The sequence below is a fragment of the Streptomyces sp. NPDC107522 genome, from assembly GCF_055657525.1.
On the sequence record NZ_JBVKAU010000001.1, the window covers coordinates 1,028,642 to 1,041,040 of the forward strand.

13 protein-coding genes and 4 pseudogenes are annotated in these 12,399 nt (G+C 68.9%); 8 read left to right on the top strand and 9 right to left on the bottom strand.

The genetic code is table 11. The annotated features are described in order from the left end of the window. Positions 1-13: 13 nt before the first annotated feature. The 3 genes and pseudogenes from ACZ7L6_RS04700 (at position 14) to ACZ7L6_RS04710 (ending at position 1,510) form a co-directional block, all read left to right on the top strand. Positions 14-580, top strand: a complete 567-nt coding sequence (locus ACZ7L6_RS04700; protein ID WP_471920480.1) for an RBBP9/YdeN family alpha/beta hydrolase — start codon at positions 14-16, stop codon at positions 578-580. 75 nt (positions 581-655) lie between these two features. Continuing rightward, positions 656-1,095, top strand: a pseudogene (locus ACZ7L6_RS04705) (helix-turn-helix domain-containing protein); the annotation flags it as partial. A 31-nt stretch (positions 1,096-1,126) separates the two neighbouring features. Next, on the top strand, positions 1,127-1,510 hold the full coding sequence (locus ACZ7L6_RS04710) for a glycosyltransferase (protein WP_471920481.1): 384 nt from the start codon (positions 1,127-1,129) through the stop codon (positions 1,508-1,510). Positions 1,511-2,684: 1,174 nt separating this feature from the next. Here ACZ7L6_RS04710 and ACZ7L6_RS04715 read toward each other — a convergent pair. The 5 genes and pseudogenes from ACZ7L6_RS04715 to ACZ7L6_RS04735 all read right to left on the bottom strand — a co-directional run bounded on the left by ACZ7L6_RS04715 (position 2,685) and on the right by ACZ7L6_RS04735 (position 5,581). Continuing rightward, a complete protein-coding gene (locus ACZ7L6_RS04715; RefSeq protein ID WP_471920482.1) occupies positions 2,685-2,951 on the bottom strand; it encodes a DUF4235 domain-containing protein in 267 nt (88 codons plus the stop codon). Then, positions 2,948-3,421 (bottom strand): DUF3618 domain-containing protein, encoded by a 474-nt coding sequence (locus ACZ7L6_RS04720; RefSeq protein WP_471920483.1) that lies wholly within the window; start codon positions 3,419-3,421, stop codon positions 2,948-2,950. The genes ACZ7L6_RS04715 and ACZ7L6_RS04720 overlap by 4 nt, the downstream gene beginning before the upstream one ends. After that, a complete protein-coding gene (locus ACZ7L6_RS04725) occupies positions 3,418-3,837 on the bottom strand; it encodes a phage holin family protein (RefSeq protein ID WP_471920484.1) in 420 nt (139 codons plus the stop codon). Before ACZ7L6_RS04725 ends, ACZ7L6_RS04720 begins: the two co-directional genes overlap by 4 nt. A gap of 131 nt (positions 3,838-3,968) precedes the next feature. After that, entirely contained in the window at positions 3,969-4,517 is a 549-nt protein-coding gene (locus ACZ7L6_RS04730; protein ID WP_471920485.1) for a phosphatase PAP2 family protein, read from the bottom strand. Positions 4,518-4,623: 106 nt separating this feature from the next. Then, positions 4,624-5,581: pseudogene (locus ACZ7L6_RS04735) on the bottom strand (YihY/virulence factor BrkB family protein). A 217-nt stretch (positions 5,582-5,798) separates the two neighbouring features. Between ACZ7L6_RS04735 and ACZ7L6_RS04740 the strand changes: the two are divergent. Then, positions 5,799-6,242, top strand: a complete 444-nt coding sequence (locus tag ACZ7L6_RS04740; protein ID WP_471920486.1) for a hypothetical protein — start codon at positions 5,799-5,801, stop codon at positions 6,240-6,242. Between the two features lie 408 nt (positions 6,243-6,650). On the opposite strand, the gene ACZ7L6_RS04745 is transcribed toward ACZ7L6_RS04740, so the two are convergent. Then, positions 6,651-7,595, bottom strand: a complete 945-nt coding sequence (locus ACZ7L6_RS04745) for an MIP/aquaporin family protein (protein ID WP_471920487.1) — start codon at positions 7,593-7,595, stop codon at positions 6,651-6,653. A gap of 331 nt (positions 7,596-7,926) precedes the next feature. Here ACZ7L6_RS04745 and ACZ7L6_RS04750 point away from each other — a divergent pair, with 331 nt between their 5' ends. Beyond that, positions 7,927-8,283, top strand: coding sequence for a fluoride efflux transporter FluC (locus ACZ7L6_RS04750; RefSeq protein WP_471920488.1), 357 nt, complete (start codon positions 7,927-7,929; stop codon positions 8,281-8,283). Between the two features lie 114 nt (positions 8,284-8,397). Continuing rightward, positions 8,398-8,532: pseudogene (locus ACZ7L6_RS04755) on the top strand (hypothetical protein); the annotation flags it as partial. A 247-nt stretch (positions 8,533-8,779) separates the two neighbouring features. On the opposite strand, the pseudogene ACZ7L6_RS04760 reads toward ACZ7L6_RS04755, so the two are convergent. Further along, positions 8,780-9,167, bottom strand: a pseudogene (locus tag ACZ7L6_RS04760) (ArsR/SmtB family transcription factor); the annotation flags it as partial. A 95-nt stretch (positions 9,168-9,262) separates the two neighbouring features. On the opposite strand from ACZ7L6_RS04760, the gene ACZ7L6_RS04765 reads away from it, so the two are divergent. After that, complete coding sequence (locus tag ACZ7L6_RS04765; RefSeq protein ID WP_471920489.1) at positions 9,263-9,424, top strand: hypothetical protein; 162 nt, start codon at positions 9,263-9,265, stop codon at positions 9,422-9,424. 69 nt (positions 9,425-9,493) lie between these two features. On the opposite strand, the gene ACZ7L6_RS04770 is transcribed toward ACZ7L6_RS04765, so the two are convergent. Further along, positions 9,494-10,144: a TetR/AcrR family transcriptional regulator gene (locus ACZ7L6_RS04770; protein WP_471920490.1), complete on the bottom strand. Its 651-nt coding sequence runs from the start codon at positions 10,142-10,144 to the stop codon at positions 9,494-9,496. Positions 10,145-10,253: 109 nt separating this feature from the next. Between ACZ7L6_RS04770 and ACZ7L6_RS04775 the strand changes: the two genes are divergently transcribed. Continuing rightward, complete coding sequence (locus tag ACZ7L6_RS04775) at positions 10,254-11,690, top strand: MFS transporter (protein ID WP_471920491.1); 1,437 nt, start codon at positions 10,254-10,256, stop codon at positions 11,688-11,690. Positions 11,691-11,770: 80 nt separating this feature from the next. Here the strand turns inward: ACZ7L6_RS04775 and ACZ7L6_RS04780 are convergent, their stop codons facing one another. Further along, entirely contained in the window at positions 11,771-12,358 is a 588-nt protein-coding gene (locus ACZ7L6_RS04780) for a TetR/AcrR family transcriptional regulator (RefSeq protein ID WP_471920492.1), read from the bottom strand. Positions 12,359-12,399 lie beyond the last annotated feature (41 nt).

Here is a 12,399-nt window from a genome sequence, read left to right on the forward strand (position 1 = left end):
GAGGGAGCGACGAGTGAAACGGTGGTGGGCAGTGGTCGCGTACGTCATCATCCCGGGTATCGACGGCTCGGACGGGCAGCACTGGCAGACCTTGTGGGAGCGGCAGTGGGGCACCTCAGCGGTGAGGATCTCCCCTGGCTCGTGGTCCGTCCCCGATCTGGATGACTGGGTCGCCGCTGTCCAGGAGGCGTACGACGACGCTTCCCAGCAGGACAGCCACGTTGCGTTGGTGGCCCACAGCCTGGGCTGCTGGGCTGCGTCCGCCTGGCTGGACAAGAACCCCTCGAGCCCGACAGGCGGCGCATTCCTGGTCGCACCGCCCGACCCGCAAGGGCCGGCGTTCCCACGCCAGGCGGCCGCGACATTCATCGAGGTGTCGGCACAACCGTTGCCATGCCCGGCCCTGGTGGTGGGCAGCACCAATGACCCGTATTGCACCCCCGAAGCAGCCGCCGGGCTCGCGGCGCGGTGGGAGGCGCGATGGCACCTGGCGGGCGCGTGCGGACACATCAACTCCGCCAGCGGCCTGGGCTCGTGGCAGCAGGGCCGTGAACTCCTGGACTCGCTGACCCAGCAGTGATCAACCACCGCATGGGGCGTATAGCCACCAGGTACCGCCCTGAGGTTTCCCTTCGACAAGGAAGTCTGCCCGTCGATGCACAAGAACGCGCCGCTGGCCGTCGAAGGTCGCCGTCGGCTCGTCGAACGGTGCCGGACGCGGCCCATCGCACATGTGGCAGCCGAGATGGGCATCTCTCGAGCGTGCGCGTCCAAGTGGGTCAACCGCTACCGACGCCACGGTGACCTCGGCCTACTCGATCGTTCTTCGACACCGCATCATCAGCCGACGACCACGGCTGCCGAAACATCTCGATCAGTCGCAGGACCGTGAGCAGGCACCTCGCTGCGGTCGGCCTGAAGTGACGGCGATTCCTCGACCCCACCGGCGAGGTCAACCGCACTCCTGAGTGGATCCGAGCCCGCCGCCTGGGGCAGACGGTTCACGTCGACGTGAAGAAGGTCGGCCGCATCCCCGACGGCGGCGGCTGGCGGGTACACGGGCGCGGCAGCGAGCAGGCCAAGGCCGTCAACCGTCGCAAGGAGCGCACTGGCGGCCGCTCGAACAGTGCTGCGGCCGACCATCGCTCACCGCAAAGAAGGCGGCACAGTCGCCGACGTCACTTCCGCCTATCAGGAACTGTCGATCCTCGCCCTCACAAGCGAGCGCGAGGGGCGCCCCATGGCGCTGGCAGAGGCGGCGAGTTTCGGCGTGCCGTGTGTCAGCTTCGACCTGTCCCCGGGAGTGCGCGAGCTGGTCGACGACGGGCGTACGGGTATGTTGGTGCGGCGCGGTGACACGGCCGGCTTTGCACGCGCGCTGCGCCGGTTGGCGCAAGACCCGGCGCTGAACAAGCGATACGGCGAGGCCGCTCAACGTCACGTCACCGGGCTCGAGTTGCCGACCGTACTGGACCGCTGGGAGACATTGTTCGACGAGATCGAACGCTGAGCAGGAGTCACCGAGCATCCGACTTCACCTGTGACGCTGCCGCGTTCGAGCCCCAGGTCCCTGGAAACAGCGCGAACCCGGGCAACGTTTCCGATCCCGGCGCGCTTGCGACGTACGAAACGCTACTGGCGTACGCCCATCCCTCTTGGCCAATCAGCTCGTCCGGGAGGACGGCGCCCAGTAAGACGTCACCGCTTCCGCCAGTGATACGCGTGACGAGCCCCTCCACGCAGTGGTCACGTTTCCTTCACGGTGTGACCCCTCTGCGGCTGCGTGGTCGGGGTTACCCGAAGACGAGACGCCGTCTTCGAGAGGAACTGCCGTGATCTTCGCCGCTCTCCTTCTACCTCCGGGGCTGATGTGTCTGATGATGGCGTTGGGGCGCTATGAGGAGTGGCTTCTCAGGCCACCGCCACAGCCCGCGCGCCATGCCCACCGAAAGCGCCACCTGACCCTCGTTCCGCCGGCGAACTCCCGGGCGGAGCAAGGCGACCGCGAGGCCGTACGGCGGGTCACCGACGCGGCGTGACTGGGGCCGTTGGGGCTTCGGGGCACGGTCGGACGTCCGACCTTCACTGCGGCGACGCTCCTTGAGCATGAACCTGCGCATGGGAACTGCGGCCGAGAGCCGGCGTGGGCAGTGGCCCCGACCCATCCGCCGTCTTCACACCCTCTGCGGGCCGGCTTCAGACGGCTTCAAGAGGCTGTCGCCGCACGGCGGTTACGGACAGAAGCGTGCTGTTGGTTTCTGGCGACAGCGGCGTCGAGGGCCTCGGCCACGATCCGCAGCTTCGTGTTCGTGTTCATCGACACCTCGCGAAGCAGGCCCCACGCATGGTCGGGGTGATGCCCGGAGCTGGAGCGTCGCGGGTGTGCTCTGCGGCGGCTCCTTCAGATGATCAGGGCGGATGAGGTACTGCGCGTCTACGACACTGCCACCGATACCGATGATGCAGCAGGGTCGTCGGTATCGGTGGCAGTGTCGTTGGGGGAGGGCCGGGACCGTCTCGCCGACCAAGTCGGCGAGTTTGCGGGCCGCCAGGGCGACAGCCCGGGTAGTCAGGCCTCGGGAACGGCATCCCCCTGTCCGCGGTCGCAGAGGACCCGCATCCACGAACCGCAACCTCCGTCGGCATCCGCGCGGATCGGTCCGGGGCGGACGCCGACGGGAGGGTCAGCCGGGCCAGGTGCCGGTCAGGCGGCGGGTGGCGGTGGCGCCTCCGCGGTCGACGGCGGCTTTGACGCCGGCGAAGATCGCACCCTGCAGGACGGCGGCCGACAGCGCCTCGCGCCAGGTGCGGTGCTCGTCGGTGGCGTCGGGGGCGTCCTCCTCGTGCCCGAGTTTTTTCCAGACCTGCTTGAACACCGCGCCGGACAGGACACCGCTGCGGGCGCCCATGGCCAGGCCGACCGGCTTGTAAGCGATCTTCGAGGCTTTCATCGGTGCCTCCTGGCACGTCGGATGAGCAGCAGCGCGATGAGCGCGCCGGCGGCGGCGAACAGTGGGGTGCGGTTGGCCCGCGCCGCTTCAATGCCCTGGCCGGCCTTCTCCCGTACCGGTTCCGGCGCCCTGTCCCGGGCCAGCTCTGCGACGTGCACGGCCTGGTGGCGGACCTGCTCGGTGGCCGCAGCGGCCTTGGTACGCACCGGCTCGGGGGTCCTGTCCTGTACCGCGTGGGCGGCGTGCGTGGCCTTGTCCTTCAGCTGGGTCCTGACCTGGGTGGTCTTCGCGGCGACCTGCTGCCTGACGGCCGCTGTCTTCTCCTGGGCGCGGGTCTTGACGTCGGTCTTCGCCGCGAGCGCCTCGACGGTCTCGCCGAGTTCCTCGCGGGTCGTCTCTACCTGTTCGCGCAGTTCTTCGGGGGAAGGCGCTGCTGCCTCATTGCCCTTGTGCGGCTTGTCCGGGGTCATCGCTGTGCTTTCTCCTTGATCTCGGCCACATCGGCCTTGACGCTGTCCATGGTCTTTTCGGGTGTCGGTGGGGTTGCCTTGCTGATCTGCTGCTTGCCGAGTGCCGCCATGAGTGCGGTGACAGCGGCCAGGACGCCGGTGACGATCAGCGCCGCCACCCATACATCCATGGCGAGCGACAGCGCGGCGATCACGGTGGCCACCAGTGCCTGCAGGGTGAGCACACCCACCAGGCCGGCGCCGCCGAACAGGCCACCACCCTTGCCGAACCGCTTGCCCTTCTCGGTCATCTCCGCCTGCGCCAAGCGCATCTCGTCGCGGACCAGCTGCGAGAGCTGCTGCGAGGCACGCTGGACCAGGTCGCCCACCGGTTCCTGCGCTCCGGCACCGGTGCGGTGGGAGCTGTCTGCTGTCATGGGTGCTCACCTGCCCTTCGTCAACATTTCCGGCAGGCCCCGCGGGCGGGCGTTCGTCCTCGCACGACCATGGCCTGCGCGTAGCTCTGATCGGCTGTCCGGGTACCCCCACTTCAGCGCATCACCGCCCGTCAGAGCACCCGTCGCCTCAGCAGATGCGGTGCGCCCCGGACCAGGGCGGCCGCAGCCAGCCCGATCACGCCGCCGGCGGCCACGTCGGAGGGGTAGTGGGCACCGCTGTGCACCCGCTCGGCGGCCACCATCACCGCCGACAGCCCACAAGCGGCACCGGCGGCGGGCCACGCCGACGCGACGGCCCCCGCGAAGGCGACGGCAGCGGCGGTGTGCCCGGAAGGGAAGGAGGAACTGTCCGGGCGCTCCTGGAGGTCCTCCGGCGGGACCCATTCCTGGGGTGGGCGGCGCCTCCGGTACAGCGGCTTGACGACCGCGTTGGACAGCACCTGGGCCGTGGCCATGGCCGCCACCCCAGCAGCGGCGGCCGCGCGGCCGCGCCACCCGCCGACGGCGGCCATCGCTGCGGCAGTCGCCCACCACAGCTTGGTGTGCTCGGCCGCCTCCTGCACCGCGGGCGCGACCCGCCGCACCCAGGGCGGCCCCCACCCGATCACCCGTCTGGCCAGCCGGTGATCCCCGTCGTGCAGATCCGCCATCGTTCCCATGACCAGCCGACTTCCCGTCCAGGGCGCTGTCACACCGGTGCCGTGATCACATCGGCATCGCCGCCGGCGGGACCTGAGGAGGGGCCTGTGCCCACCCGGCGGTACCTCACGATTCAAGACGGCGGCGATCCTCCTCGTCCCACTTCCGGGTGTCGCGCGGCTCGACGTACGGCTCCTCCTCGGCCGGCTGACCGCCCGCCACTGCGCGTTGCCGGGCCATCTCCGCATCGAACTCCAGGCCCAGCAGGATCGCCAGATTCGTGATCCACAGCCACACAAGGAAGATGATCACGCCGGCGAAGGTGCCGTAGGTCTTGTTGTAGGGGGCGAAGTTCGCCACGTACAGCGTGAAACCTGCCGAAGCGATCACCAGATCACCAGCGCCAGGAAACCGCCCGGAGTGATCCAGCGGAATCCGCGGACCCTGGCGTTGGGTGTCGCCCAGTACAGGATCGCGATCATTAGGTGACCAGGACCAGCAGCACGGGCCACTTCGCGATCGACCACACCGTGAGCGCGGTGTCGCCGACGCCCAGAGCGGAGCCGATCTGTTTGGCCAGGCCGCCCGTGAACACGACGATCACCGCGTTGACCACAGCCAGGACCATCAGGACCACCGTCACGCCGACGCGGACGGGCAGTACCTTCCACACCGGGCGGCCCTCGGGTACGTCGTAGACCGCGTTGGCGCTGCGGATGAACGCGGCGACATAGCCGGAGGCCGACCACACCGCCCGCGCCAGACCCACGATCGCCATGACCGAGCCGACTCCGCCGTTGCCCTGCATCTGCTTGACTGCGTTGCTGAGGACGTCACGCGCCGCGCCCGGGGCCAGCTTCTGGATGTTGTCCAGCACCTGCTGCGACGCCGACTGTCCGACGACCCCGAGCAGGGAGATCAGCGCCAGCAGTGCCGGGAACAGCGCCAGGACGCTGTAGTAGGTCAGCGCCGCGGCCCGGTCGGTCAGCTCGTCCTTCTTGAACTCCTTCAGGGTGCCTTTGAGTACTGCTCCCCACGAGTGTTTGGGCAGATCCGTCGTCAACTTCCTGTGTGCCAGGGGCAGGAGGAGGAAGAGCCGACGAGGGCGCGCGATTCCGGCAACCTGCCGACACGGCAGACGATGCTACCGATCATCACCACGACCAGCGATCGGCACCCAACGACACCGATGAGGTGCAGCGCAGTGACGGAAGGCTTGAAGTGGATTGGGCAGCACACATTCGATAAACCGACGGCTGACGGGATGCTCGGCGGAATCTCCATGACCGCGATGCGCGGGCATGTACGGCACGTCCGGCGAGTGGGCATACGTTCTGGAGGACCGAGGGGCGTGCACCTGGTGCGAATGGTTCTTCGAGGACGAGGGCAAGATGACCCCCGCGGCCGGGCAGCAGCTGATCTGTCTGAACGCGAACGTAGCGGTCAACCCGAGCTATCTCGTCTACGCGCCCGGCGACGGGAACGTATACGTGAACAACTTCGGTGATGATCTGACGGACCGCCCGCATGTGGTAGAAGGCAGCAAGCTGGCTGCCCTGGGCGAGGGACTGAAGGCCGCCCGGGCGACCTGCCCGGACGGGTACACCGTCCCCCAATGGCATGACCTTCTCGATGCGCGGGAGGGTGGTCTGCACGGCGTGGTGTGGCAGGCCGTCGGCGACATCCTGGTATCCGCATTCCCCGGGCAGACGTGGAACAGGGCCGCTTGCCCGCAGCCAGGCTGACCGGCCCCTACACGTAGACCGAGGCACGGCGCGGATGGGTTTCGTGCCGCCCCTCGGTCGTGGGTGTGCGGGTTACTTGCCGAGTGCGTTTGTCGACCAGCTGCCGGGCAGCCTGCTCCGTGGCAGATTCAGGTGAGGCGGCCGGTCACCACTCGTGTGTGATCAGCGGGCCGCCGTGGGGTTCACCGAACAAGGCGTGAAGACCGCGAGAGCGAGCTCCACGCAGCCTGTGATGCCGCCCGTCCGCCCGCACCATTCTCCCTGTGGAGCCTGACGACAGCGGCGGTGACACCATCCCCCCTCGTGCCCACCCCGGCGGCGAACGGACCGTATCCCGAACGTCATCGAGGAACACACCACCGCCGTCCGGTGACCGGTGCCAATCCGGCATCGGACGCCGTGGCCTACTTACTCCTCCTCGGAGGTCGTGGGGCGGGTGCGGCCCGGCTCCGGCGGGACATCCTGCTGGGTGCGGATGTGGAGGATGTCCCCGATGAACAGGTCGTACACCAGCACGCCGATCACGCCACCGACAAGAGGCCCCACGATCGGGATCCACCAGTAGGCGCTGAACGCCCCGGACAAACTGCCGGGAAACGCCAGATCCTTCCAGCCTGCCATCCAGGTGAGCAGGCGGGGACCGAAGTCGCGGGCCGGGTTGATGGCGTAGCCCGCGTTGGCCCCGAACGACATGCCGATGGCGGCCACCACGAAGCCGATCACCAGTGGACCGAGGTTGGCCTGGACGGCCGTGTTGCGCAGGTCGATGACGGCCACGACCAGCATGACCAGGAAAGCTGTGCCTACGACCTGGTCGATCAGCGGGCCCCAGATGCCGCCGTCGAAGTACGGGGCGGGGAATGTGGCGAAGATCGAGAACGAGGCGAGGGTGTGCCCACCCGTCTTGGGGCCCTGCATGGCGTCGTCGAACGTGTTGATGGCGTCGTGGTACACGCCGTAGACCAGCGCCGCTCCGGCGAGGGCACCGGCCACCTGTGACACCCAGTACGGGAGGACCTTGACCCAAGGGAATTTGCGGCGTACCGCGAACGCGAGGGTTACCGCCGGGTTGATGTGCGCGCCGCTGACCCCGCCGGCCACGTAGATGCCGAAAACCACGGCCATGGCCCAGCCCCAGGTGATCAGGAGCCAGTCCCCGGCACCGAGGAAGAACGTAGTGGGCCCCGAGGTACGGCCCGAGCCGGGCAGCGCAGCGACCGCCATGGCCACCACGCCGCAACCGAAGGAGATGAGGACGAACGTCCCCAGAAATTCAGCCAGGCATTCGCCCCACAGGCCCCCGCGGCGCCTGAGTCGAGAGGGCTTCACCAGAGGCGGGATCTCCACGGCCATGTGATCCTCCCACGCATTCGTCCGGTCGTGTTCAAACGCGCCTGCCCACTCGTCAGGCGGTGCGCGGGAACGCTGGAAACGGTCAGGTCTTCACTTCCTGGACGCCATGGACAGCGTCTCTCTATGCGTACCGTGGCAGCTCGCCCACAGCGAGCCGAGAGCGTCCATTCGGATACGAATAGGCGATACCGGGATGTACTCGACGCTGGGGTCCCCGTGGGGGCGCCGTCGTTCCACCAGAATGTCGCAGGCCGAGCGGTGCTCATTTCGCACGTCCAAGATGTGCTGCAATCGTGTGAAGCGGGCTCATCTTCATGAAAGAGGCCGTGATATGGAGCTGTTGCTGTTGGTCCTCGGGGGCGCGGCAGGAACGGCGCTGCGCTTCTATGCCGAGAAAGGAATTCTCAAACTCTGGCCGGGCGATTTTTTCCCGTGGGCCTCTTTCTCCGTCAACTTCGCAGGGTGCTTCACCCTCGGGGCCGTGTTGGGGGCCCTCATCGTCCGAGACCTGTCTGCCACCTACTACGTGCTCCTTGGCGGGGGCATCACAACGTTCAGCATCTTCAGCCTCCATCTCGTGGAACTGACACGGAGTCGGCTGTATGGCGTAGCCGGGTTGCGGGCATTCACGGGATGGCTCGTCGGAACGGTCGCGGCAGCGGTCGGTGTGGTGGTGAGCTCGCGCTGATGGAGTGCTCGAGCAGCAGAGCATCTCTTCTTCCACGACGCTCCATGCCCAGTGGCGATTACCGGTGGATCATCGCTCCTCCAGCGTGTGGACGCACTGCCTTCATCCGCCCTTGTGGTCGTCGAACTGCGCAGCCAAGAAGTCGCGTTGCGGGCCTTCACTCGTGACGGGGGACCGAGCGGCCACTGTTCTGGGCAGGGCATCGACATTGTTCAAGGGGACTTCGCCGAGCCGGAGTCCTCACGGCGAGCTCTTGACGGCGCTGATCGGGTTTTCCTCTGCTGCGGCAACCATCCGACAGGTCGAGTTCAGGACCAATGCCATCGACGCAGCGGACGGCATGGAGGTCCGGCAGATCGTCATGCTGTCCACGGTTGGAGCCGAGACCGGCGCCGAGAAGGTGTTCTCCGACCAGCACGACCGCATCGAGCAGCATATGCGCTCGTCGGGACTTCCTGCCGTGAGTCTTCGGTCGAGGCAGCCTTTGATTCACTTGGCCGTCGCCGTGCAGGAAGCTTTCCAAGCTGGAGGTCAGGCCCGCCACCTGCCCGGGTGCGAGCCGGTACGGGACGTAATAGCCCTCGCGGCGGCGTTCGAGCAGGCCCGCGTCCGCCGGCACCCGCAGGTGCTTGGACAGGGCGGCCTCGCTGACGCCGACGAGCGGGGCCAACTCCGGTGTGCTGCTGCGCGGGCGTTCGGCGAGGAGCCGCAGGGTGCGCAGCCGGGTGTCGTCGGCGAGCGCGTGGAGTGTGCCGACGAGCCTGGCCGGGGGAACACGGGCGGGCTTCCCGGGCGATCGAGGAGACGGGGATGACGAGTCCGAGCGGCCACGGACCGTCGCAGTTGACGCATACGTGCGGCCACGCATGGGCGCTGAGGGCGAGAGGAGTGTGTCGTCACAGCAGCACCCGCCGGAGCTCGAGTGCCGGGGCACATCGAAATCTCCGATTCCTGACCCTGGCTCGGTGCGTGCCGCAAGGTGGCGAAGATCGAGAACGAGGCGAGGGCGTGCCCACTCGCGCTGCCGTGGATCACTCTGTTCGCGCTGGGCCTGGCGTGCGCGGCCGCCCTGTACGGCCTGCACCGCACCGGCCGGCTGACGGCACCGCCCGCCTCCGATCCGCCGCCCGTCACCGTCTGACCCACGACCCCTCCGGAAACGCGCATCGCGTGGAGCCCGCCCCTGCCGGGCTCCGGGCTCGGTCCGCCGCTATGCGCCGCCCGGCGGACCGTAGTGGCCCAGGAGCATGTCGACACCGCTGGTGATGAGACGGTCCGTCAGGTCCTCGTCGATGTGCGTGCCGTAGGAGCTGAAGACCATGTGGGGGAAGACCAGCAGCCCGTAGAACTGGATGATCGCCACCTGCAGGTCGGGGATCTGCAGGCGCCCTTGCTCGGTGAGCGCGCGAAGGGCGGCGGCGACCGCTGGGTGGTGGCTTTCCGTGCCGCGGTGTCGCCAGGCCTCGCCCAGTTCGGGGAAGCGGTGGATTTCGGCGGCGACGAGGTTGCGCAGGGCCGTGACCTCGTGGTTGGTCCGGACGGCGTGCACCCAGGTGCGGGCCGCGTCGACGAGGGCGGACCGAAGGTCCTCCGCCTCGGCCAGGCCTTCCAGCGCGGCCGAGGACTCCCCGGCGAGCGGCTCGTCGAGCGCGCTCGTGATGACCGCCGTGAAGAGGGCTTCCTTGCTGCCGAAGTGGTTGTAGACGGTCACCTTCGACACGCCCGCTTCGGCGGCGATGGCGTCCATTCCCACGCCGAAGCCCTCCCGCAGGAACAGCTCACGGGCGGCCCGCACGATGGCCTGCCGCTTGAGCTCCGCGCGGGGTCCGCTCGGCGGCCTTTTGACGCTGTCCACGCTCATGACACGACCCTAGCACCCACCTGAACTGTACGGTTGAGTTCATGTGAACTGAACAGTATGGTTCAGTTGTCTCGCCGTGCCAGGAATCAATGTTTCTGAAGGGCTCGCCATGACCCACTCCCCAGCCGGTGCACCGCACACGGCCGAACACGCCCCCCACCCGCCCGCCGACCCGCGCCGCTGGACAGCCCTCGCGCTGATCTGCCTCGCCCAGTTCATGCTGATCCTCGACGTCACCGTCGTGAACGTCGCCCTGCCCGACATGGCGGCCGACCTCGACCTCGGCCGGGAGACCCTGACCTGGGTCGTCACCGCCTACACCCTCTGCTTCGGCGGACTGATGCTGCTCGGCGGCCGACTCGCAGACGCCCTCGGCGCCCGCCGCACCCTGCTCGCCGGACTCGCGCTCTTCACCACCGCCTCACTGGTCACCGGGCTGGCCCAGAACGCCCCGACACTGCTGGGCGGCCGGATCGGCCAGGGCGTCGGCGCGGCCCTGCTGTCCCCGGCCGCCCTGTCCCTCGTCACCACCACCTTCCACGGCGCCGAACGCAACAAGGCGCTCGGCGTCTGGGCGGCCATCGGCGGCACCGGCTCAGCGGCAGGCGTGCTCCTCGGAGGCGCTCTGACCGACGGACCGGGCTGGCAGTGGGTCTTCTACGTCAACGTGCCGGTCGGGCTGCTTCTGCTGGCCGCCCTGCCCGCCTTCGTCCCGGCCCGCGCGCCGCAGCCCGCACGGCTCGACGTCCCCGGCGCCCTGCTCGTCACCGCGGGCACCGCAGCCCTGATCTACGGCCTGGTCAAGGCGGGGGACACCGGTTGGGCGGACACCTCGACCCTGCTGCCGCTCTTCGGCGCGGCGGCGTCGTACGCGGCCTTCGCGGCGGTCGAACGAGCAGCCCGGGCCCCGCTGATGGACCTGCGGATGTTCACCCGGCGGCCGGTGCTCGCCGGCGCCTTCCTGATGCTGGTCGCCACGGCCCTGCTGATCGCCTACTTCTTCCTCGGCTCCGTCTATCTGCAGCACCTCCGCGGCTTCAGCGCGCTGAGGACCGGGCTGGTGTTCCTGCCCGTCGCCGTGGCCGCCGGCGTCGGCGCCCACCTCGGGTCCCGGCTCGTCGGCCGGATCGGCAGCCGCCCGACCGCCGTTGCCGGCATGGCCGTCGCGGCCGTCGGCACTCTCCCGCTGACACGGCTCGACGAGACCGGCAGCGTGTACGCCGGGCTCCTGCCGGGCTTCGTGATCGCCTCCCTCGGCCTCGGCGCGGTCTTCGTCACCGCCACGACCACCGCCCTGGCCATGGTGGAGCACCGGGAGGCGGGGCTCGCCTCCGGAGTCGTCAACACCTTCCACGAGGTGGGTGGTTCGATCGGCGTCGCCGTCGTCTCCACCGTCGCCGCCTCCGGCTTCGAGCGCGGTTCGGCGGGTGGCTTCGCCGACGCGTTCACGGTCTGCGCCGTGGCGGCCGCTGCCGCGACCGTCGTGGCCCTGGCCCTCGTACCGCGGGGCAAACCGCAGTCGACCGGCGGCCCGCACGTGCACTGAAGGCGCGTGCACTGGAAGGCACATGGACCCAACGGGCTGACCGCCCACCCCTGGCCCCCGCCGGCTCCCCTCGCCGGGCGTCAGTGCCGCGGAGGGCGCACGCCGGCCAGGGTGACCGTGACCAGGCGCCGTACGGCGGCCTTGGACGGCAGGGTTCGGGCCGCGGCGAGGGCGCTCAGGCAGTAGCGCGTGAGTTCGGCCGGCGGGATGTCGTCCCTGACGTCGCCGGCCTTCGCCGCCTCGGTCAGCAGGTCCTGAACCATGTGGTGCAGGTGCTGATGCGCGTGGGCAAGGTGGTCGCCGTTGTCCCGGTGCAAGAACGCCCCCAGGTCCGTGTCGTGGTGGCCGTGGGATGCGTGGGTGATGAGGGCGTACGCCTCCAGCACCGCTTCGAGGCGCGCCCCCGACCCGTCGGTGCTGTCCCGGACTTCCGTCAGGCGGGCCAGGTGACCGGCGATCTCGCGCGCGTGCCAGGCGTGCAGGATCGCTTCGACGTCCGGGAAGTACTTGTACAGCGTGGCCCGTCCGATACCGACCTTCTCCGCGATCTGAGACATCGTCACCGACAGCGGGCCGTGCTCGGCCGCCAGGGCGGCGGTGCTGTCCAGGATGGCGTCGCGCACCTCGCGGCGGTGCGCCTCGATCGTGTCGTTCCACAGCTTCGGCACGCGGTAAGCGTACGTGATGGCGATGGTGAGACGTTGTGGCT

Excerpts from the sequence above, each read along its gene's own strand:
- ACZ7L6_RS04715 (WP_471920482.1), bottom strand. The coding sequence starts at position 2,951 with ATGAAAGCCTCGAAGATCGCTTACAAGCCGGTCGGCCTGGCCATGGGC.
- ACZ7L6_RS04720 (WP_471920483.1), bottom strand. The coding sequence starts at position 3,421 with ATGACCCCGGACAAGCCGCACAAGGGCAATGAGGCAGCAGCGCCTTCC.
- ACZ7L6_RS04725 (WP_471920484.1), bottom strand. The coding sequence starts at position 3,837 with ATGACAGCAGACAGCTCCCACCGCACCGGTGCCGGAGCGCAGGAACCG.
- ACZ7L6_RS04730 (WP_471920485.1), bottom strand. The coding sequence starts at position 4,517 with ATGGGAACGATGGCGGATCTGCACGACGGGGATCACCGGCTGGCCAGA.
- ACZ7L6_RS04740 (WP_471920486.1), top strand. The coding sequence starts at position 5,799 with ATGTACGGCACGTCCGGCGAGTGGGCATACGTTCTGGAGGACCGAGGG.
- ACZ7L6_RS04745 (WP_471920487.1), bottom strand. The coding sequence starts at position 7,595 with ATGGCCGTGGAGATCCCGCCTCTGGTGAAGCCCTCTCGACTCAGGCGC.
- ACZ7L6_RS04750 (WP_471920488.1), top strand. The coding sequence starts at position 7,927 with ATGGAGCTGTTGCTGTTGGTCCTCGGGGGCGCGGCAGGAACGGCGCTG.
- ACZ7L6_RS04770 (WP_471920490.1), bottom strand. The coding sequence starts at position 10,144 with ATGAGCGTGGACAGCGTCAAAAGGCCGCCGAGCGGACCCCGCGCGGAG.
- ACZ7L6_RS04775 (WP_471920491.1), top strand. The coding sequence starts at position 10,254 with ATGACCCACTCCCCAGCCGGTGCACCGCACACGGCCGAACACGCCCCC.